Genomic DNA, 21,959 nt, shown 5'->3' with positions numbered 1-21,959 from the left:
ATACTGCTTGCGATGACAAAGGCAGTAAAGCAACACGTAGGATATCGCTACATTTTTGAGTTCTAATTAAGAAGCAGACTGTCATCTGTCAACTCTTCTCCTCTGACTTTAGAGAACATCTCCAACAAATCTGGGACTTGCATGTTGGCTCTTTGTTGTCCAGCAACATCGAGTACGACTTCCCCTTGATGCAGCATCACAGTTCGGTCACCACACGCTAGTGCATCTTTCATGGAATGTGTCACCATCATCACCGTTAGATTAAACTCAGTCACTATCTTCTTGGTTAAATCAATGATAAATGACGCCATTCTAGGGTCTAGTGCCGCTGTATGCTCATCAAGTAACAATAGTTTACTATCAGAAAGGGTTGCCATGACAAGGCTCACCGCCTGACGCTGGCCTCCCGATAACAGACCAATATTGTCCCCTAGCCGGTTTTCTAAGCCTAAGCCAAGAATGCTGATACGCTCTTGAAATAGCTTACGTCGCTTATTGGAAAGCGATAGGCTCCAGCCACGCTTTTTGCCCCGCATATAAGCTAAAGCCATGTTCTCTTCTATCGTCAGATCGCCACAAGTACCCGCGAGCGGGTCTTGAAAAACTCTTGCACACTGGCGAGCTCTTTGATCAACCGACAGCTTAGTCACATCGAGCTTGTCGATAATAACTCGGCCGCCAAGCATAGGTGTTTCACCCGTTACAGCCCCAAGTAATGTCGATTTACCTGCACCATTTGAACCAATGACCGTCAAAAACTGATGTTCTGGCACCTCTAAAGAGACACCTTTAAGCGCAGGGTTTTCTAAAATGGTTCCAGGGTTAAACGTCACTTGGATATTTTCCAGCTGAATCATACTGTATCTCCTGACTTTTCAACCTGCACAGACCTCGTTTTTCCTTGCACAGGCGTGTTAGGCTTTTTTGCTTTGATGTTTCCTTTTAACTTCGGTGCAATGAGCGCAATCGCCACCAGAACCGCTGTGACCAAGTTTAGATCAGAAGCCTGTAGACCAAACATTCCTGTACTCAGAGCGAATGCCACTGCGAGCCGATACAGTACAGACCCAACGATAACAGCCAATACAGCCACCCATATCTTTCGTCCCGGAATGAGCGTCTGCCCTAAAATAACAGCAGCTAAACCGACCACAATTGTCCCGACACCAGAGGTGACGTCAGCAAAACTGTTGGTCTGTGCAAACAAAGCCCCAGCAAAACCCACAAAGCCATTAGACAGCGCCAATCCAAAGTATGTGTAAAAGGACGTGCTGCCGCCTTGAGCGGACACCATACGCGCATTCACTCCCGTTGCACGTAGCCCTAACCCAAAGTCACTGTTTAGTAACCGCACGACAAACCAAGCAGAAATCAAGACGAGTACACCGACAAGTAATGGCCTCATCAACATTGGATCACCAATCGTCTCAAAAGGGGTCAGGATTGTCTCTTCCCCTAGTAGGGCCATATTGGGTCGGCCCATTATGCGAATGTTAATAGAGAAAGCCGCAATCATAGTAAGAATAGAGGCTAGTAAGTGAAGAATCCCACAGCGTACAGCCAAAAAGGCCGTTACCCAACCAGTCGCTGAACCAGCCAATATAGCCATAACGGTTGCGACCCACGGATTAATGCCCGCGACAATTGCCGTTGCTGCCACAGCAGCACCCATTGGGAAACTACCGTCAACACTTAAATCAGGAAAATCCAGAACCCGGAAAGTAAGATAAACGCCCAGAGCCACTAAGCCATACAACAAGCCAATCTCAAGCGCGCCAAAAAAAGCAAAAGCAGACATACCCACTCCCTTTTCTGCTTTGAACAAGAGAGCGCATTACGCACTCTCATCTTGGGTTACTTAACCTTGGTCGCTCGGTCAAGAACAGAGGTAGGAATAGTAACACCTAGCTTTTTGGCTGCTGTCGCATTGATGACCAGATCTGACCCCTTGGCAACCTTCACATCCAATGAGCCAGGCTCCGAGCCTTCAAGAATCGCCGCCACGTAGTCTGCCGTTTGAACTCCAACCTGATAGTAATCAAAACCTAAACTAGCAATAGCGCCTTTTTCAACGTAAGAAGTCGCACCGCCCAGAACCGGGGTTTTCGCCTGATTCGCCGCAACAATCATCCCTTCTATTGCACTTGCAACCGTGTTATCAGTTGGCGCGTAAATCACATCCGATTTTTCTGCAATTGCTTGCGTCGCGGACTGAACATCTGCACTTTTTAATGCTGTTGCTTCAACAACTTCAATTCCCTGTGCTTTGGCACTCTCTTTAAGTAGCTTCACCAAGGTCACTGCATTTGCTTCACCCGGGTTAAAGACAACACCAATCGATTTCACATCCGGCATAATCTCTTTAATCAGCTCGACATGTTGACTAACTGGCGATAGATCCGAAAGGCCCGTCACGTTCTTTCCAGGCTTCTCCATGCTTTTAACTAGCTTGGCACCAACAGGGTCTGTGACGGCTGTAAAGACCACAGGTATAGTGCGTGTTGCAGACACAAGCGCTTGTGCGGTTGGAGTAGCGATCCCTACCAGCACATCTGGCTTTTCACCTACATATTGGCGAGCAATTTGTACCGCAATCGCTGGGTTTCCTTGTGCCGTTTTGTAGTCAAACTCAAGATTTTCACCTTGTTCATAGCCTTTCGCTTTAAGGCCATCTATCAGCCCCTGACGAGTGGCATCTAGCGCAGGGTGTTCAACGATCTGAGAAACTGCGACTTTTGCTGTTTTGGCCATGATACTTGTTGATGACAGTAGAGCTGCACCTGCCAGTACAGCAGCTGCAATAACGTTTCCTGCTTTCATCTCAACTCCTTGATTTCAGCATTATTGATGTGATGTTGTGTGCGGATGTTCTTTATATACTTATTGATTGAGTTGCACATTTTCTGTGCACATCACTCATTATTACCAATAACTTAGAAAAATTGAAAGGGAGTTTTAACAATAAATCAACAAATTTAGAGGTGTGTATTCGACTATTTTTTAACCGCTTGAATAAGAATATTTCTCGGCGTGATTTTCTTCTCACAAAACATTTCAACTGAAACCTCGTAACCATGCTCAGCAAGGTATAACGCTTTGTCGAGTACTAACCACATTTCAAGGCTACGACGAAAATGCTGCTGAACGAGACTCAATCGCTCCATCTGCCAATAACGTATCTCACCTTTTAATTGAAACTCACGGAAGGAAACATCAACAGGTAAAGCCAACTGTTTTTTTTCTGCCGCCCGGTGACAGAAAGACTCAAAACCATCGGCTAATAAAGACTTTTTAATACTCGGTATGGGCACATAATCTTGATACCTTCCTGCTTCTCTCAATAGTAAATCAAACCCTAGCCGATAACACATTTCTTGAAAACGATGCCGCTTAACTCTTTCTCCACCCGTGACAGTTTCTTGAAGCGGTATTCTCAACTCAGATTGTGTGAGTACAAGCGATGAAGATTTGGCCAACCGAGATAAAGGTTGGTATTGGTCGTGTTTAATTAGGTGATAACAGCAAGGAGAAATCGTTATTGCAGGTAATCCGGCTAAGACCGCTTTTTCTATTAGTGATACATGTAAATCACCGCATGCATGTAAAGCTACGGCATGTTGATTGGGGTTGAGGGCGCGAACCGCATCCGCAGACAAAGCATCGCCTTGAATGAATGTCATCGGTAAAGAGTGTTTATCCGCTTCTCTCTGCCCTGATTCACACAGTTTCTTCTGAAACTCGAAACTGGTCACAGGTTGCTGACTTTGACTAGCAAGGAGCCTTCCTAAGAAACCTTTACCTGAGCACCACTCTAGCCATTCACTGCCTTGATGAGACTGTAGCGCAGCTTCTCCCATCGAAACTATTTGCTCAAGTTTTCTCCCAGGAACTCCGGCATCTAGACCTCTGTCTAATTGCAGCCCTTGCAAATGAGTCACAGGAAGTTGAGTGAGAACGGAAGCTACCTCTAAATCAGGGATAAAGGCTTGCAAAGCGTCAGTTAGAGCACGTGAGTCAGACTTGAGCGACTCAATCTGGCCATGATCCAGCTGCATGAGCCAGTCACACAATTCAGGGTAATGGTCATGCCATGGCAACTGTTGATCAATACTGGAAAAGAATGGCTCAAAACGCCATAAATTCTGATAAGAATAAAGAAATGAATCGAGTTGTAAAAATGTGTTTTGCATACTTCCCCCTGACAAGGCGATATTCTAGAGGGAAGCATAATCAGAAGAAAGTTTTAGCGCACTGGCAACTCAATATCTTTAAACATTTCTTCTATTTCTGCATTCGATTTAAGAGATAAGGCTTGCTCCACTACAGGGCGAGTTAGGTGTGGTGCAAAGCGCTCCATGAAATCAAACATGTACGAGCGAAGGAATGTTCCGCGGCGGAAACCGATACTGGTTGTGCTCGCCCCAAACAGATGGCTGGCATCAATCGCGACCAAGTCTTCATCTTGATCCTTGTCGATTGCCATACTCGCAATCACACCCACACCAATCCCCATGCGTACATAAGTTTTGATCACGTCGGCGTCTGTTGCAGTAAATACAACGCGAGGCGTCAGACCAACTTTATTAAATGCTGTATCCAACTCCGAACGACCAGTAAAGCCAAAGACGTAAGTGACCAACGGATACGAGGCAAGATCTTCAATGGAAATTGTGCCCTTTTGCGCAAGGGGATGGTCTTTCGGAACAACGATCGAGCGATTCCAATGATAACAAGGTAACATGATAGCATCTTGATATAAGTGCAGCGCTTCAGTCGCTATCGCAAAATTTGCCGTCCCTTTTGCAATCGCTTCAGACATCTGAGATGGCGTCCCTTGATGCATGTGTAGGGAAACCTTAGGATAACGGGCAGTAAACCCTTTGATGACATCAGGTAAAGCGTAACGAGCTTGAGTATGGGTCGTCGAAATGTTTAAGGTACCCATTTCAGGGTGAGTATGTTCTCCAGCCACCGCTTTAATGCTTTCAACACGGGCAAGGATTTCCTGAGAAATACGAATGATGTCTTCACCAGCCGAAGTAACTTGGGTCAAGTGCTTACCACTACGCTCAAAAATTTGAATGCCCAGTTCGTCTTCAAGCAAGCGTACCTGCTTACTGATACCAGGCTGTGAGGTATATAAACTCTCTGCGGTAGCTGATACATTCAGATTGTGGTTAACTACCTCAACAATGTACTTCAGTTGTTGTAATTTCATTCTCGACCCCGTAATCCCTTACTCGACGCCCCATTATGAGCAAATATAGTTTATAATATTTAGTTATAACGCCTCTTGGTTGAAATTGATACCCCATTTCACTATTTGGGTTCTTTATAAAAGAAGAATTTCTGGTTTGGATGAGTTTTTTGTAAGCAATAACTCAAAAATCACTCATAGATCAGAGTTTTCGTTAATAATTAGCCATGGAAACGTAATAATACAAAATAGGTGCAGTGGTTCTTAAGAATCGTGTATCCTTGTTCGCTAGCCAACAAAACATAAGATACGGAATTTATGAATATTGGGTTAATCATAGCTTTAGTTGCCATCTTACTGGTGTTAGTGCTTGGCTATAACATCATGCTCCAGTACAAAGTGAAAGTTGAAACTGCTAGGAAGCAGGAAGGTGCAAGATACCTTGCTATCATTGACGCGACGGAAGAGCTCATTGGTCACGCGCACCACATGCCATACAGCAAAGATTTATTGATTTGCTTAAATAATCGAATCTTGGATGCTGTAGAAAGCATGTATGAACTCGACCCTAAGAATAAACAACTTGAACAACGTGTCGCACACGTTAAACAGCAAATTAAGCAGCTTAAAGACGATAATAAAAGTGGAGAAAGCACCACATTCAAAACACCAAGCAGTGATAAACAAGCGATAGTTATGCTTAAGTTGGTCAAGCGTTTACGTGATACCATCCGCAGTGAACACAATAAAGGTCGTTTTGAAACTCAAGCTTATGTGGCAGAAAATGCTCGGCTAGAAACTATCCAAGTTCGGATTAACATCGAAAACGTCATTAAACGTGCCAATGATTCGATTGTACGTGGCCAACCTGGCACAGCTATCCAGCTACTGCGTAAAGGTCTTGATGCACTTAGCACCAAAAATGATAACTATTCCAACCAAGCCAGAGAAAAGCTTCAGGAAATGTATGATGAACTAGAGCAAAAACGCCAGTCTAAAAACGCTGAAGAACTTCACCAGATTGAAGAAGACCAACGTAAAAATGATATGGATGAGCTCTTTGGTGAAAAGAAAAAGTGGTAATATAATTCCCACTGCCTATTTCAAAAGGTCGCTTCTGGCGACCTTTTCTATTTTATTAAATGTTTATCATGATCGATTTAAAAAACTACGATTCTTTACTGCAGCCTATCAATAACTTTCTTCAATGCTCGACCCCCGAAGCCTGGATAACAGAAGCTCGAAAAGCCGAAAACCTAAAAACAATTCTGATCGATCATCTGTTGTGTGAGTTAAAGGCTGGCCAGTCAGCTATGTACCTTATTCGTAAATATGCCGTTGATAAAAACAGTGCGCATAACCTATTAGACTGGTTTAAACCCTATGAAGACTTTGCATATCGAAAAGTAGGTGACCTAGAAACGTTGAAAGGTAAAAGCAATATATCCAAAGCGATTATGGCTAAATCAAATTCCCCCTATAGCCAAGATTTAATCGATAAGATGGTGCTTTTAATCAAAGAAGAGTTACATCACTTTTATCAAGTTCTGGAAATCATGGATAGCCGAGGCATCGCTTACGAGCCGGTTCAAGCCAGTCGTTACGCCAAAAGCCTTTTAGCCAAAATGGCAACCTATGAACCACAAACACTGATCGACAAATTGATCATCGGAGCCTACATTGAGGCGCGCTCGTGTGAGCGCTTTGCCAAACTTGCACCTTATATGGACGATGATATCGCTAAATTTTATGTTTCACTATTGCGCTCTGAAGCTCGTCATTATCAGGATTACCTATGCTTAGCTGAAGAAATCGCTGGGGAGGATATTTCGGCGCGCGTTACCTATTTCGGAAAGCTAGAGGCAGATCTAATTTCTAGCCCTGATAAAGATTTTAAGTTCCACAGTGGTATACCAATCCAAAGTTAGTTAACCATGCCACTACCACAATGAGAAAGGATTCCGTTTGGCACCCTTTCTCATTAAGCGTATTGTATTACTTCACAGTGAACGGAATTTAGGTTCGCTGACAGTTTTCAAAAAATTTAGATCATCAAAGATTGGTTGATTTCTGATAATACGCTCGCTGGATCAGGTGCTTGAGTAATTGGTCGGCCTATAACCAAATAATCCGAACCCGCTTGAATCGCATCAGCAGGTGTCATGATACGCTTTTGATCCCCAACCGCAGCGCCAACAGGACGAATTCCAGGCGTTACAAGTTTAAAGCTCTTACCTAACTCACCTTTCAGCATAGAAGATTCCTGAGCGGAACATACTACGCCATCAAGACCTGAATTTTGGGTTAACGAAGCTAAGCGAATTACCTGCTCTTTAGGCTCAATGTTGAGCCCAATACCAGCTAAGTCGCTTTGTTCCATACTGGTCAACACCGTCACACCGATCAATAGCGGGCGTTGTTTCCCATAAGGCTCAAGAATCTCACGTGATGCCGCCATCATGCGCTCACCACCACTCGCATGAACATTAACCATCCACACCCCTAGCTCTGCTGCTGCGCGCACAGCTTTTGAGCAGGTGTTTGGAATATCATGAAATTTAAGGTCTAAGAATACTGAAAAGCCGCGCTTATGTAGCTCTTTAACGAAATCAGGACCAAACAGCGTGAACATTTCTTTGCCCACTTTTAATCGACAAGAATTTGGATCAATTCTATCGACAAAAGCCAATGCATCCGCTTGATTGTCGTAATCCAGTGCAACAATAACTTTTTGGTCAATCATTTCATCTCCTACTTAATTCATACATATCTAAAAAAAGCAGCGGGATCACCGCTGCTATTTTTGATTGGAATACCAATCGAATCCTTTATTCACCATCAAGCCCTCGAATTGGTTTAATGGTGCCCCAGCCTTTACATGATGGGCAATGCCAATACATTGAGTGGGTAGAAAAGCCACATTTTCTGCATCGATAATGCGGCTTGACCTTAAGTTGCTCACCAACAAGTTTCTGCAACGTTTGCAAACTGGCCTTAGCGCGGCCTTCCTCCGCATCAGCCAAGTGGTAGTCCATTAAACGGTAGAAACCCTTCATCGTTGGGTTCTTTACTAACTGGCGTGTTAAAAGCTCTTGCGCAGAACCTGGCCCCTCATGTTGAGCGACCAATTGGGCTAACATTAGCTCTGCAGAAACCCCAGCTTTAGCAGCAATGCATTGGCGTAAGAAGTCTAACAGCTCTTCTTCTTGCCCAAGGTGGTGGTAACAATCCGCAAGAGTCGGCAGTACCTCACTAATGAAGTCCGTATCTTGCTCAAGCACCATTTCCATATGCTTGATTGTTTTCGCATAGTCTTCGACTTCCAAGTATATTTTGCCTAACGCGATACTTGCTCTGACACACTTAGGGTCTTCTGATAAGGCACGTTTAAAATGCTGAATAGCACGGTTATTATCACCATCAGCTTTTTCTTGCATGGCAAGCTCACACCAAAAATGAGCAATGCTATTCCTCATTCTCTTACGGCCTAACTTAACCAGCTGAGTCGCGTATTGAATCGCTTTACCCCACTCTCGGGTTTGCTGATAAATCGAAACCAACTGTTGCAATGCGGCTTCTCTATGATCTGGTTCATCAACAAGTTGTTCAAAAATTTTCTCTGCACGATCAAGAAACCCTGATGCCATGTAGTCTTTCGCTAATTGCTGAAGCGCAATATTTTTCTGATCAATAGTCAGACCCGAACGGGAGATTAAATTCTGGTGGATACGAATGGCACGGTCAACTTCACCACGAGATCGGAACAAATTCCCCAGAGCTAAATGAGTATCAATCGTCTCGTTATCGACTTGAAGAAGTTCAATGAAGTGATCTACTGCCTTGTCCGATTGATCAGACAAAAGCAGGTTAAGACCCGTCACATACTGACGGGAAATTTGATTGGAGTGTTTCTGCTTGTCTTGTTGGGCACTTCGATTACCCATATACCAACCGTATGCAGCAGCGATTGGAAGTAACAAGAAGAGTATTTCTAGCATCGAGTAAAAAGCCTGCCTGTACTACTTAGTGGGCTTTAACCTGTTGAGGTTCACTCTCGGAAGGTGAAAGTTTTTTCACTTGTTTTCTTAGCTTGCGCACTTGAAGTTGAGAACGTAAATGCAAAGTACCGAAGATAATCCAAGCCAAAATAAAGCCAGTAACAAATACAACACCGAGTAATGTTGACAGATGAAACTCACCCTGTGCCAATAAGTAGTTAAAGTTAACTAATTCTTGGTTCTGAGAGCCTAAAGCCAGTGCGATTAAAAATAGGGCCAGCACGATAACAATTTTTATAATTTTCATATTCTACACCTAAGTGGATATCTGCCGATATGATTATGCAGTAAAACCCGTGAACAAACCATGCCTATCTCCGAATTTCATCTCATAAAAAAGCGGCATACACTGTGTATGCCGCTTTTCAAGATAATAACTAGAGATCAGCCGAGGTTGACACGCTCGCGTAATTCTTTGCCTGGTTTAAAGTGAGGGACATACTTGCCATCCAACTCTACTTTCTCACCAGTTTTCGGATTGCGGCCCACACGTGGCTCGCGATAATGTAGAGAGAAGCTACCAAATCCACGAATTTCAATTCTATCGCCCGTTTCTAGTGTCGAAGCCATATGCTCTAAAATGTCTTTTACAGCATCTTCAATCTCTTTTGCTGAAAGATGGGTTTGCTCAGCGCAGAGTCTCTCAATCAGTTCAGACTTAGTCATAGTTTCCCTCGTAGAGTAGTTTATCACTTATTATAGTAAGTAATACCAATTCCAACAAACACTTGCTATCAATTCTAGATGCAAAACCAATAAATTGCGCACTTTCAAATCGCGTTTTATCAGAGTCACTTGCTGAGATTGGTATTAGGACTAGTTTAGCTCAATCCATAAAAAAGGAGCCTTTCGGCTCCTTTTTCAATAAAGCGATATATTATTCGCCTTTAGCTGCTTTGAAAGCGTCAGCCATTGCATTACCGAACGAAGCGTCGTCTGCTTTGTTCAGAGAAGCCATTGCTTCTTGCTCTTCTGCTTCATCTTTAGCTTTAACAGATAGGTTGATTACGCGGTTCTTACGGTCTACACCAGTGAACTTCGCTTCAACGCTGTCGCCAACGCTTAGGATTAGAGAAGCATCTTCTACGCGGTCGCGAGAAACTTCAGAAGCGCGGATGTAACCTTCTACGCCTTCTTCAAGCTCGATAGTTGCACCTTTAGCATCAACTGCAGTAACAGTACCGTTAACTAGTGCACCTTTCTTGTTCTCAGCAACGTAAGCATTGAATGGGTCATTTTCCATTTGCTTAACGCCTAGAGAGATACGCTCACGCTCTGCATCTACTGCTAGAACAACTGCAGAGATTTCGTCGCCTTTCTTGTACTCACGTACCGCTTCTTCACCTGCAACATTCCAAGAAATGTCAGATAGGTGAACAAGACCGTCAATACCGCCTTCTAGACCGATGAAGATACCGAAGTCAGTGATAGACTTGATCTTACCAGTAACTTTGTCGCCTTTAGCTTGCGCTTCAGCGAAAGACTGCCAAGGGTTAGCTTTACACTGTTTCAGACCTAGAGAGATACGACGACGTTCTTCGTCGATTTCAAGAACCATAACCTCAACTTCGTCGCCAACATTAACAACTTTAGATGGGTGGATGTTCTTGTTAGTCCAATCCATTTCAGAAACGTGTACTAGACCTTCAACGCCTTCTTCGATTTCAACGAAACAGCCGTAGTCAGTTAGGTTAGTAACGCGACCAGATAGTTTGTGACCTTCTGGGTAACGCTTAGCGATTGCTACCCATGGATCTTCGCCTAGCTGCTTAAGACCTAGTGATACGCGAGTACGCTCACGGTCGAACTTAAGAACTTTAACTTGGATCTCGTCACCAACGTTCACGATCTCAGAAGGGTGCTTAACGCGCTTCCAAGCCATGTCTGTGATGTGTAGAAGACCGTCAACACCACCTAGATCTACGAATGCACCGTAGTCTGTTAGGTTCTTAACGATACCTTTAACTTCTGCGCCTTCTTGTAGAGACTCAAGAAGCTCATCACGCTCAACGCTGTTCTCAGACTCGATTACCGCACGGCGAGAAACAACAACGTTGTTACGCTTCTGGTCAAGTTTGATAACTTTGAACTCTAGCTCTTTGTTTTCTAGGTGAGCAGTGTCGCGGATTGGACGTACGTCTACTAGAGAACCAGGAAGGAAAGCACGGATACCGTTTAGTTCAACAGTGAAACCGCCTTTAACTTTACCGTTGATGATACCAACAACAGTTTCAGCTTCTTCGTAAGCTTTCTCAAGAACGATCCAAGCTTCGTGACGCTTCGCTTTCTCACGAGAAAGTTGAGTCTCACCGAAACCATCTTCAACAGCGTCTAGCGCTACGTCTACTTCAGAACCAACTTCAACTTCAAGTTCGCCAGCAGCGTTCTTGAACTGTTCAGCAGGGATTGCAGACTCAGACTTAAGACCAGCGTCAACAAGAACGAAACCGTTCTCGATAGCTACTACAGTACCTTTAACGATAGTACCTTGTTGGAATTCAGTCTCGTTTAGAAACTCTTCAAAGAGTTGAGCAAAAGATTCAGTCATTTAGTTAATCTTCAATAAATTAAACGTCCACGGGTATCCTACCGCGTGGGGTTATTAAATTCGCCAGTCATCATCCATGCGACCAACGCTCTGACCTAGCCGCCTAAACGACTAGCTTAGATTCGATATATTGTAGTGCCTTTTCTACCACTTCGTCGATACTCATCGAAGTAGAATCCAGCAATAGCGCATCCTCAGCGGGGCGTAATGGCGCCACCGGGCGGTTACGATCTCGATCGTCACGCTCTTGGATCTCGCTCAAAAGGTCGTCAAATTTAACATCTAACCCCTTGCCTTGCAACTGTTTAAGGCGGCGGTTAGCGCGCTCTTCGGCACTTGCATCTAGGAAAATCTTTACTTCCGCTTGAGGGAAAACTACGGTTCCCATATCGCGCCCATCAGCCACTAAGCCACTACCTTCGGCAAAAGCACGCTGGCGGCGCAACAGAGCCTCACGGACTCGTGGCAATGCAGCCACTTTGGATGCCGCCATCCCCGTCTCTTCTTTGCGTAACTCACCGGAAACGTCTTCACCCTCCAAGATAACTTTTACTAAGTCACCCTCAGCAATAAATTGTACGTCTAGATGCGTAGCAATTGGGACAAGTGCGTCTTCAGAGTCCAGATCGACACCATGGTGGATTGCTGCCAACGCCAATACACGATAAATCGCACCGGAATCCAATAAATGAAAGCCTAGCTTCTTTGCTAGAAGCATACAAAGAGTGCCTTTACCTGCACCACTTGGTCCATCAACGGTTACGACTGGCGTATGAGACGACATGTTTTACTCCACATTAGTTAAAAATAATAGTCATTAAGCTGACCAATATTCGGCGTGAATTATAGTGGGATTCGTCTCTCGGCACCAGCAGGTATTGAAAGGAAACAACCAAAAATAGAGCGCTTAGCGCTCTACCTAATTACAACTTTATTCGGCTGCGGTTTTTATCTATTAAAGCGGGGCCGATACCTTTTACCAAAGTCAGATCATCCACCTTCAAGAAAGGACCATTTTCATCCCTATATAGAACAATAGCCTGGGCTTTTTTCTCCCCAATACCACTCAATAATGTCGCCAATTCAGCCGCTTCAGCAGTATTTACATTCACGGTAATCTCTATTCCCGAGTATTCAGCGTGAGTCGGTTGTTCAGCCGATATGGTAATCGGACTATATGCGGCGATTGTCAATAATAAGCAAGTCCATAGTATATGTAACATTTCCCTTTTGTTCCTCTAAATAACATTGTGGAATAGATACCATAGAGGGCGTTTTCATTTATGGGTGGAGAGATGATACATAATAAAACGGGCTGCATCTGCAGCCCGTCATAAGTAGTTTATCAGTTACATCGATTAAGATTACTGAGTCACAGCGTAATATTCGATATCGATAGTTTTACGAAGAATATTGATCAAGCCAGAGAGATCTTGCTGTGCATTCATCTGAGTTAGCTGAGTACCAATCTGTTCATTATACTGAGCGTTTACATCAGACTTCACATTAGTAAGCTCAACCACAACGATGTCACCGTTAAAATCTTTTGCCTGAGCAAATTCAACTTCACCTTCAGTAGGCTTTTTCATTGAAAATACAACGTCAGCTAATGGTGAACTACGATCAATTTTTTCCGCGTCACTGAACTCAAGACCATTTTCAGTCATTAGGTCTTTGTTACCCTTCTTCAGCTCTGCAACCAAATTGTCGGCAAGCTCAATTGCGCTTTGCTCACCTTTAATTTTCGCTAAGGAAGCAGTCACTTGATCACGTACTTCTTCCAAAGGAAGTACCGTTTCATCACGCGTATCTTCAACACGAACTACGATGACGTGCTCGGGCGCAACTTCAAGTACTTCAGAATTTAAGCCATCTTCTTTCACTTCTGGGCTGAGAATAGCCTGCATTACAGCAGGTGTTTTCAGCAGTTCTGGTGCATCAGCCTGAGAAATAAAATCTGTGGTGTGAATATCTGCGTTAATCGCTTCAGCAGCATCATCTAAAGAATCAGGGTATTCAAATGCCACTTTTTCAAGCTCACTCTGCAATTCATAGAATTGATCGATTGCTTGTTGGTCTTTCAACTCCTGCTTGATTTCAGTCGCCACTTCTTCATATGGCTTAGCAACTGAGCCTTTCTGTTCATCGAGCTGAATGATGTGATAGCCGAAGTCCGATTTCACCAGACCGGTTACATCACCAACTGTCTTCAGAGCAAAAGCGGCTTCTTCAAATGCCGGATCCATCACATCACGCTCGATCCAACCAAGAGACCCCCCTTCAGAAGCACTGCCAAAGTCGTCAGATTTCTCTTCCGCCAAGCTGGCAAAGTCAGCACCAGCATTCAATTCATCTAGAACAGATTGTGCTTTTGCTTTGTCGTCACCTTCAATCAGAATATGGCTTACACGGCGCTGCTCTTCTGAAGAATACTTATCAAGGTGCTCTTGATAGTATTGTTTAGCTTGCTCATCAGACACTTGAATCGCATCTTTCAATTGCTGCGCTGAAAGCTCAATGTAAGCCACTTTCACTTGTTCAGGGCGCGTATATTGATCTGCGTTCTGAGTGTAATAGTCGTTAATTTCTTGGTCAGAAAGCTCCGCTTTAGAGGCGAAGTCCGTTAAAGAAAGTGTCACTTTCTTAATTTCTCGCGTCTGAGCCAGAAGCTTACTTTGAGCTTCAACCTCTCCTTCTAGTGAGAAGTCACTTGCTTGGACAGCCGTTAGAAGCTGATTACGTACAAGATCTCTGCGCAGATACTCAGCAAAACTATCCGGAGTGAATCCAGCACGACGAAGAGAGGCTTGATAGACTTCCTGATCAAACTTGCCGTCCACTTGGAACTGAGGCATATCAACAATCATGCTTCTTACCTGAGCATCGCTGACACGTAGGCCCAAAGCTTCAGCATGCTGCTCCAATAAAAGATCGTTAATCATTCGGTCAAGTACTGACTTACGGAAAGATTCAACGTAGCTTGGATCTGCTAACAGATTAGAAAAATAATCACCAAGCTGGGCTTGCATACGATTACGCTCGTTTTGGTAAGCTTGTTCAAACTCACCACGGCTAATCTCCACGTTACCAACCTTGGCTGCAGAATTGTTACTACCACCAACGATGTAGCTACCAACTCCAGCAAAGACAAAAGACAGGATGATTAATCCAAGGATAATTTTAACCGCGATGCTATTAACGCCTTCGCGTAATCGATCCATCATATGTAAAAAACTCTCCGCGTGTGGTCCATATTAGCCTTTACACGTGCTAACACGACATACGTTATAACTAAAATAAGATAGCGCGATAATATCAGAAAAAGAAAAGCGCATCAGTATGATGCGCATAATTTAAAAAGGTTCGATAAAAACTGCCACTGCTGGCAACTTTTAAACTAGTTGCAAGAGTCTTTTAGAGCTTTACCAGCTTTAAACGCAGGTACTTTTGCTTCTGCGATTTGGATTTCTTCACCAGTTTTTGGATTGCGACCAGTACGCGCAGCACGAGTACGAACACTGAATGTACCAAAGCCCACTAGCGCGACTTGGTCACCAGACTGAAGAGTGTCGCCTACAGCTTCAATAAATGCGTCTAGGGCACGGCCCGCTGAAGCTTTTGAAAGGTCAGCGTTTTCTGCAATTTTTTCTACTAATTGTGTTTTATTCACTGTGATTCCCCTTTGCGCCACCTTGTTATTATTTTTTAAAGGCAGCATTCGTTCCATTTCAATTTAAAACTAACTCCAATCCCTTATACAACAAGGCCTGAAGCTATGTGGGTAACGTTAGCCTCCAAAAAAAACGCTGACAAGCCTTTTTATGCTTATCAGCGTAATCTTTTACTTATTTTTGCTGCACATCACTATTTTACAGCAGCAATTTCGACACCTGATGGGTCTTTTTCTAACGCGACTTTAAGAACATCATCAATCCATTGCACCGGAATAACCTTAAGATCAGCGATAACATTGTCAGGAATCTCTTCCAGATCACGCTCATTGTCTTTAGGAATCAGGACAGTTTTGATGCCTCCGCGATGCGCTGCCAGTAGTTTCTCTTTTAAACCACCAATAGGAAGAACTTCACCACGTAGGGTAATTTCACCTGTCATCGCCACTTCCGCTTTCACAGGGTTACCTGTTAGGCTGGATACCAGCGCTGTACACATCGCAATACCTGCACTCGGGCCATCTTTTGGGGTTGCCCCTTCTGGGACATGGACGTGAATATCACGCTTCTCATAAAAATCCGAGTTAATCCCAAGTTTTACTGCTCGAGACCGCACTACTGTCATTGCCGCTTGGATTGACTCCTGCATGACATCACCAAGTGACCCAGTCTGTGTCAGCTTGCCTTTACCCGGCATTGCTTCGGTTTCAATAGTGAGTAAGTCACCACCAACCTCAGTCCATGCAAGACCTGTCACTTGACCAATTCGATTGCTATCATCAGCTTTACCGTAGTCATGACGCTGAACACCTAAGTAATCTTTAAGGTTATCCATTGTCACAGTAACCGTTTTCAGGTTGCTATCAAGCAGGATATTTTTCACTGCTTTGCGACAGATCTTCGAAATTTCTCGTTCCAGATTACGAACCCCCGCTTCACGGGTATAGTAGCGAATAATGCCAATGATTGCAGAGTCTTCAATCTCAATTTCACCCAGTTTCAAACCATTACGTTTGATCTGTTTCTCTACTAAGTGACGTTTCGCAATATTGAGTTTCTCGTCTTCGGTGTAACCCGATAGACGAATCACTTCCATACGGTCTAGTAGAGGGCCTGGAATATTCATTGAGTTAGACGTCGCAACGAACATCACGTCAGACAGGTCATAATCCACCTCTAGGTAGTGATCGTTAAACGCATTGTTTTGTTCTGGGTCGAGTACTTCTAGTAGGGCAGAAGACGGGTCACCACGCATGTCAGAAGACATTTTGTCGATTTCATCCAACAAGAACAGCGGGTTTTTCACGCCTACTTTAGACATTTTTTGAATAAGCTTGCCCGGCATAGAACCAATGTAAGTACGGCGGTGACCACGAATTTCAGCTTCATCACGTACACCACCCAATGCCATGCGCGTATATTTACGCCCGGTTGCTGCTGCGATAGAGCGACCTAGAGAGGTTTTACCTACACCCGGTGGACCAACAAGGCAAAGGATAGGTCCTTTAAGTTTGTTAATTCGATTTTGAACCGCTAGGTATTCAAGAATGCGCTCTTTAACACGCTCAAGGCCGTAATGATCTTCGTTCAGCACTTCTTCCGCTTTCGCTAGATTTTTCTTAACTTTAGATCGCTTGTGCCAAGGCACGCCTAACATCCAGTCGATGTAACCTCGAACCACAGTGGCTTCAGCCGACATTGGCGACATCATTTTCAGCTTTTGTAGTTCTTGCTCAGTCTTTTCACGCGCTTCTTGAGGCATCTTTGAGTCAACGATTTTCTGTTTCAGCGTTTCGAACTCATCAACACCATCTTCCGTTTCACCTAGCTCTTTCTGAATCGCTTTCATCTGCTCATTCAGGTAGTACTCTCGCTGAGATTTTTCCATCTGCTTTTTAACACGAGTACGGATACGCTTTTCAACCTGCAGCAAATCGATCTCTGACTCCATTTGTCCCATTAGGAACTCAAGGCGCTCAGTGATGTCTAGTGTTTCCAAAACGATTTGCTTGTCAGCCAACTTGAGTGGCATATGGGCAGCAATTGTATCGGCAAGGCGAGCCGCTTCATCAATACCGTTGAGGGAAGTTAGTACTTCAGGTGGGATCTTCTTATTTAGCTTGATAAAACCTTCGAACTGATTAATCGCACTACGAACAATCACTTCTTCTTCACGCTCGTCTAGCTGTTCAGTTGTTAAGTATTCAGCATCTGCGGTGAAGAATTCTTCTTCAGTAAACTTATGAATTTTTGCACGCTGCTGGCCTTCAACCAGCACTTTTACGGTCCCATCAGGCAGCTTCAATAATTGAAGAATGGTTGCCACGGTACCAACATCGAACAGGTCGTCTTTCGCTGGCTCATCGGTTTCCGCTTTTTTCTGCGCCACTAGCAGTATTTGTTTGTTGTTATCCATTGCCGCTTCAAGGCAAGCAATTGACTTTTCACGTCCAACAAACAAAGGAATTACCATGTGCGGGTAAACGACTACATCTCTTAGAGGTAGTACGGGGATCTCGATACGTTCGGAACGTTCCAAGTTCATATTCTTCTCTCTTCCGCTTAGTCTTATGAGCAGTATATGGGGGCTAATTAGTTGGATTCAATGAAAGAATAAAAAAAAGGAGGTAAATGATTACCTCCTTAAATTATTTACTAATTTATGTGAATTTGATTAAGATTCCGCACCCGCGGCCTGATTATCAGAGTTACTGTAAATCAGCAGTGGGTCAGACTCACCATTGATTACAGACTCGTCAATCACGACTTTGCTCACATCGCTCATCGATGGCAATTCATACATAGTTTCAAGTAGAACGCCTTCTAGGATTGAGCGTAATCCACGAGCACCTGTTTTACGTTCCATCGCTTTCTTAGCAATTGCACGCAAAGCATCTTCACGGAATTCAAGCTCTGAGTTTTCGAGTTCGAATAGTGCTGCATATTGTTTGGTGAGTGCGTTCTTCGGCTCACAAAGAATTTGGATAAGCGCTTCTTCATCCAGCTCTGTCAACGTTGTCGTCACAGGAAGACGGCCAATGAACTCTGGAATCAAACCATATTTAACTAAATCTTCTGGCTCTACCTGAGTAAACAGTTCACCGACAGTTTTAGTTTCATCTTTAGAACGAACTTCCGCACCAAATCCAATACCTGTGCCCGTGGCTACACGTTGTTCAATCACTTTATCTAGGCCAGCAAATGCACCGCCACAGATAAATAGAATCTTAGATGTATCAACTTGAAGGAATTCTTGTTGAGGATGCTTACGCCCACCTTGAGGTGGAACTGAAGCTACAGTACCTTCAATCAGTTTTAGCAACGCCTGCTGAACACCTTCACCGGACACATCACGTGTGATCGATGGGTTTTCAGCCTTACGTGAAATCTTGTCGATTTCATCGATGTACACGATACCGCGCTCGGCTTTTGCTACGTCATAGTCGCATTTCTGCAGTAGCTTCTGGATGATGTTTTCAACATCTTCACCTACGTAACCCGCTTCAGTTAACGTAGTGGCATCCGCCATTGTAAATGGTACATCTAGGAAACGCGCTAATGTCTCAGCCAGCAGTGTTTTACCACTACCCGTAGGACCAATTAGAAGGATGTTACTCTTACCGAGCTCAACACCTTCACTTGTCGTGTCTCCATTACGTAAACGCTTATAGTGGTTATAAACGGCTACTGCTAGCACTTTCTTAGCGTAATCTTGGCCAATCACGTAATCATCAAGGTGTTCACGAATCTCTCTTGGCACTGGAAGTGCTTCCGATTGTTTCTTCGGCAGAACATCTTTGATTTCTTCACGAATAATGTCGTTACACAAATCGACACATTCGTCACAAATGTAAACGGATGGACCTGCGATTAGCTTGCGAACTTCGTGCTGGCTTTTGCCGCAGAAAGAGCAGTAAAGAAGCTTACTACTACCGCTCTCTTTGCTTTTGTCTGTCATTCGCTAACCTCTTAGCCTTTACTCTTTATAATCTGAGTGTATATCAATTATAGCCAAAATGCTCTGGCAATTATTACTCACCGCGATGAGTGAGCACAGCATCAACCAAACCGTATTCCACCGCTTGCTCTGCCGCCATAAAGTTATCACGATCAGTATCACGCTCAATCACTTCAAGAGGTTGACCTGTATGTTCAGCAAGCAGTTTGTTTAGCTTCTGCTTGATAGTCAAAATTTCTTGAGCGTGAATTTGGATGTCTGATGCCTGACCTTGGAAACCGCCCAAAGGCTGGTGAATCATCACTCGTGAGTTTGGTAACACATAGCGCTTACCTGGCGCACCACCAGCAAGAAGGAAAGCACCCATTGAGCATGCTTGCCCCATACATACCGTACTTACATTCGGTTTGATGAACTGCATAGTGTCATAGATTGACATGCCGGCAGTCACACTGCCACCAGGCGAGTTGATGTAGAGAAAAATATCTTTATCAGGATTTTCAGATTCTAAGAAAAGCAGTTGGGCCACGACAAGATTTGCCATGTGGTCTTCCACTTGACCTGTTAAGAAAATCACGCGCTCTTTGAGTAGACGAGAGTAAATATCGTAAGAACGTTCACCACGGGAAGTTTGTTCAACCACCATTGGTACCAGCGCGTCTAAAATTGGTGACATTGCATTTTTTTCTTGGTAGCTCATATTCTTATGTCCCTAAAATAAATGGCCCGGATGATAAATATCATACGGACCATTGTTAGCAGAATAGTTAACGATCCGTCAACCTTCTACGCAAGATATTGCTTATTAAGCAGGCTGCTGTTGGTTCATTAGCTCGTTGAAGCTAACTTCCTTTTCAGAAATCTGTGCTTTAGCGATAATCGCATCAATAGCTTGCTCTTCTAGAGCAACATTACGCATGTTGTCCATCATTTGAGTGTTTTGCTCGTAGTAAGCAATCACTTCTGATGGGTCTTCGTAAGCTGTCGCCATTTCTTCGATAAGTGATTTCACTTTCTCATCATCAGCTTTTAGCTCTTCAGACTTGATGACTTCACCTAGAAGAAGGCCAACGACTACACGACGCTTAGCTTGCTCTTCGAATAGTTCACGTGGAAGTTGCTCAGCAGCTTCAGGGTTACCACCGAAGCGTTGTGCCGCTTGCTGACGTAGCGTACCGATTTCTTGATCGATAAGTGCAGCTGGTACGTCGATTTCGTTTTCTTTCACTAGACCGTCGATAGCCTGCTCTTTGATGCGGTTTTTAACTGCTTGCTTAAGCTCACGTTCCATGTTCTTACGAACTTCTGCTTTAAGAGCGTCAACACCACCCTCAGCAACGCCGAACTTAGAAACGAACTCATCGTTAAGTTCTGGTAGTTCACGAGCTTCAACTTTGTTTACTTTGATAGCAAACTTCGCCGCTTTACCTTTTAGGTTTTCAGCGTGGTAATCTTCTGGGAAAGTCACATCGATTTCGAACTCCATACCAGCAGTTTTACCTGCGATACCGTCTTCAAAACCAGGGATCATGCGACCTGCACCCATTTCTAGAGGGAAGTTCTCAGCTTTACCACCTTCAAACTCTTCGCCATCGATAGAACCAACGAAGTCGATAGTAACACGCTTACCTTCTTCCGCAGCTTCTTCAACTTCTGCCCAAGTCGCTTGCTGCTTACGTAGCGTTTCGATCATTTCTTCAACGTCTGCGTCTTGAACTTCAGTGGTTGGTTTTTCAACAGCGATGTTCTCTAGACCTTTCAGCTCAACTTCTGGGTAAACTTCGAAAGTTGCGTTGAAAACGAGATCTTCACCTTCTTTACTCTCAACTGGAGCAAAAGTTGGTGCGCCTGCTGGGTTGATTTTCTCTTTAACGATCGCTTCGATGAAGTGACGTTGCATAACTTCACCCATCACGTCTTGACGTACTGCTTTGCCGTACATCTTCGCAACCATTTTCAGAGGCACCTTACCCTTACGGAAACCATCGAAACGACGGTTCTTTGCGATGTTGCGTAGTTCAGCTGTTACAGCATCTTCGATGTTTGCAGCAGGAACAGTAATGTTTAGACGGCGCTCTAGGCCCTCTAGCGTTTCAACAGTAACTTGCATTATTCATTAACCTCAAAACTGGCTCAGCTGAGCTGAGCGTATGTGCCTTCATGCCATTATGACAAAACAAAAGGCCCATCCTTGTTTGCACTCTAAGAGCACTTTTCGTAAATCGAGTATCGATAACTGATCGAGTCAGCTACCGGACTAATTAGCGATATCTTTACAAACTCAGTTCGTGAAAGCTATCTCCGATTAGCCTCAGGATTAAAATTTAGACGCAGCATTCTACCGACCTCGTCAGTCACTGTCGAGCCGATCCCTAACATAGCTTGGGCTTTACCCTAAAAACTCTGCTAACTGCTAAAAAAAACATCAATCAAGCAGCTAATGGTTCCAGAAATGGGGACATTAATCGCTTTTTCAAGAGAAACTAACCTTTTTTCTGAATTAAACGATAAAACTAGATCCAAGTCC

Annotated in this window: 20 protein-coding genes; 2 read left to right on the top strand and 18 right to left on the bottom strand. The window is 44.0% G+C overall.

The genetic code is table 11. The annotated features are described in order from the left end of the window. Positions 1 to 62 precede the first annotated feature (62 nt). The 5 genes from L1D15_RS08315 to cysB form a co-directional block, all read right to left on the bottom strand. Positions 63 to 857 (bottom strand): ABC transporter ATP-binding protein, encoded by a 795-nt coding sequence (locus L1D15_RS08315; RefSeq protein WP_239875281.1) that lies wholly within the window; start codon positions 855 to 857, stop codon positions 63 to 65. Continuing rightward, on the bottom strand, positions 854 to 1,798 hold the full coding sequence (locus L1D15_RS08310) for an ABC transporter permease (RefSeq protein ID WP_239875280.1): 945 nt from the start codon (positions 1,796 to 1,798) through the stop codon (positions 854 to 856). Before L1D15_RS08310 ends, L1D15_RS08315 begins: the two co-directional genes overlap by 4 nt. A gap of 56 nt (positions 1,799 to 1,854) precedes the next feature. Beyond that, complete coding sequence (locus tag L1D15_RS08305; protein WP_239875279.1) at positions 1,855 to 2,820, bottom strand: ABC transporter substrate-binding protein; 966 nt, start codon at positions 2,818 to 2,820, stop codon at positions 1,855 to 1,857. Positions 2,821 to 2,993: 173 nt separating this feature from the next. After that, the gene (locus tag L1D15_RS08300) at positions 2,994 to 4,190 is read right to left on the bottom strand and encodes a methyltransferase (protein ID WP_239875278.1); all 1,197 of its coding nucleotides are present in this window, start codon (positions 4,188 to 4,190) and stop codon (positions 2,994 to 2,996) included. A 53-nt stretch (positions 4,191 to 4,243) separates the two neighbouring features. Then, positions 4,244 to 5,218 (bottom strand): HTH-type transcriptional regulator CysB, encoded by a 975-nt coding sequence (cysB, locus tag L1D15_RS08295; protein WP_239867763.1) that lies wholly within the window; start codon positions 5,216 to 5,218, stop codon positions 4,244 to 4,246. 297 nt (positions 5,219 to 5,515) lie between these two features. Here cysB and L1D15_RS08290 point away from each other — a divergent pair, with 297 nt between their 5' ends. Together L1D15_RS08290 and L1D15_RS08285 are read left to right on the top strand one after the other, a co-directional pair. Next, positions 5,516 to 6,280, top strand: coding sequence for a DNA repair protein (locus L1D15_RS08290; protein ID WP_239836820.1), 765 nt, complete (start codon positions 5,516 to 5,518; stop codon positions 6,278 to 6,280). Positions 6,281 to 6,348: 68 nt separating this feature from the next. Beyond that, positions 6,349 to 7,125: a tRNA isopentenyl-2-thiomethyl-A-37 hydroxylase MiaE gene (locus tag L1D15_RS08285; protein ID WP_239875277.1), complete on the top strand. Its 777-nt coding sequence runs from the start codon at positions 6,349 to 6,351 to the stop codon at positions 7,123 to 7,125. A 116-nt stretch (positions 7,126 to 7,241) separates the two neighbouring features. Here the strand turns inward: L1D15_RS08285 and pyrF are convergent, their stop codons facing one another. The 13 genes from pyrF to tig form a co-directional block, all read right to left on the bottom strand. Next, complete coding sequence (pyrF, locus tag L1D15_RS08280) at positions 7,242 to 7,940, bottom strand: orotidine-5'-phosphate decarboxylase (RefSeq protein ID WP_239836822.1); 699 nt, start codon at positions 7,938 to 7,940, stop codon at positions 7,242 to 7,244. Positions 7,941 to 8,025: 85 nt separating this feature from the next. Next, positions 8,026 to 9,195, bottom strand: coding sequence for a lipopolysaccharide assembly protein LapB (gene lapB / locus L1D15_RS08275; protein ID WP_239836823.1), 1,170 nt, complete (start codon positions 9,193 to 9,195; stop codon positions 8,026 to 8,028). Positions 9,196 to 9,220: 25 nt separating this feature from the next. After that, positions 9,221 to 9,502, bottom strand: a complete 282-nt coding sequence (locus L1D15_RS08270) for a lipopolysaccharide assembly protein LapA domain-containing protein (RefSeq protein ID WP_239875276.1) — start codon at positions 9,500 to 9,502, stop codon at positions 9,221 to 9,223. Positions 9,503 to 9,639: 137 nt separating this feature from the next. After that, positions 9,640 to 9,921, bottom strand: coding sequence for an integration host factor subunit beta (gene ihfB, locus L1D15_RS08265; protein ID WP_239836825.1), 282 nt, complete (start codon positions 9,919 to 9,921; stop codon positions 9,640 to 9,642). A gap of 211 nt (positions 9,922 to 10,132) precedes the next feature. Further along, positions 10,133 to 11,803 carry a 30S ribosomal protein S1 gene (rpsA, locus tag L1D15_RS08260; RefSeq protein WP_239836826.1) on the bottom strand — a complete coding sequence of 557 codons (1,671 nt, stop codon included), beginning with the start codon at positions 11,801 to 11,803 and terminating at the stop codon, positions 10,133 to 10,135. Positions 11,804 to 11,906: 103 nt separating this feature from the next. Beyond that, positions 11,907 to 12,587, bottom strand: coding sequence for a (d)CMP kinase (gene cmk / locus L1D15_RS08255; protein WP_239875275.1), 681 nt, complete (start codon positions 12,585 to 12,587; stop codon positions 11,907 to 11,909). A gap of 139 nt (positions 12,588 to 12,726) precedes the next feature. Further along, a complete protein-coding gene (locus L1D15_RS08250) occupies positions 12,727 to 13,026 on the bottom strand; it encodes a ComEA family DNA-binding protein (protein ID WP_239867733.1) in 300 nt (99 codons plus the stop codon). 141 nt (positions 13,027 to 13,167) lie between these two features. Continuing rightward, complete coding sequence (ppiD, locus tag L1D15_RS08245) at positions 13,168 to 15,027, bottom strand: peptidylprolyl isomerase (protein WP_239875274.1); 1,860 nt, start codon at positions 15,025 to 15,027, stop codon at positions 13,168 to 13,170. 173 nt (positions 15,028 to 15,200) lie between these two features. Beyond that, positions 15,201 to 15,473, bottom strand: coding sequence for an HU family DNA-binding protein (locus L1D15_RS08240; RefSeq protein WP_004414742.1), 273 nt, complete (start codon positions 15,471 to 15,473; stop codon positions 15,201 to 15,203). Positions 15,474 to 15,667: 194 nt separating this feature from the next. Beyond that, positions 15,668 to 18,019 (bottom strand): endopeptidase La, encoded by a 2,352-nt coding sequence (gene lon / locus L1D15_RS08235; RefSeq protein WP_239867727.1) that lies wholly within the window; start codon positions 18,017 to 18,019, stop codon positions 15,668 to 15,670. Positions 18,020 to 18,148: 129 nt separating this feature from the next. Next, on the bottom strand, positions 18,149 to 19,432 hold the full coding sequence (gene clpX, locus L1D15_RS08230; RefSeq protein ID WP_239836831.1) for an ATP-dependent protease ATP-binding subunit ClpX: 1,284 nt from the start codon (positions 19,430 to 19,432) through the stop codon (positions 18,149 to 18,151). Positions 19,433 to 19,505: 73 nt separating this feature from the next. Continuing rightward, positions 19,506 to 20,132 (bottom strand): ATP-dependent Clp endopeptidase proteolytic subunit ClpP, encoded by a 627-nt coding sequence (gene clpP / locus L1D15_RS08225; RefSeq protein ID WP_045975254.1) that lies wholly within the window; start codon positions 20,130 to 20,132, stop codon positions 19,506 to 19,508. A 105-nt stretch (positions 20,133 to 20,237) separates the two neighbouring features. Further along, positions 20,238 to 21,542: a trigger factor gene (tig, locus tag L1D15_RS08220; RefSeq protein WP_239867724.1), complete on the bottom strand. Its 1,305-nt coding sequence runs from the start codon at positions 21,540 to 21,542 to the stop codon at positions 20,238 to 20,240. Positions 21,543 to 21,959: the final 417 nt, after the last annotated feature.

Origin of the sequence: Vibrio sp. Isolate25 (assembly GCF_022398025.1) — a bacterium.
GTDB lineage: Bacteria > Pseudomonadota > Gammaproteobacteria > Enterobacterales > Vibrionaceae > Vibrio > Vibrio coralliilyticus_A.
Note: the sequence above shows the minus strand (reverse complement) of the source record. Positions and strands in the feature narration are given on the sequence as shown.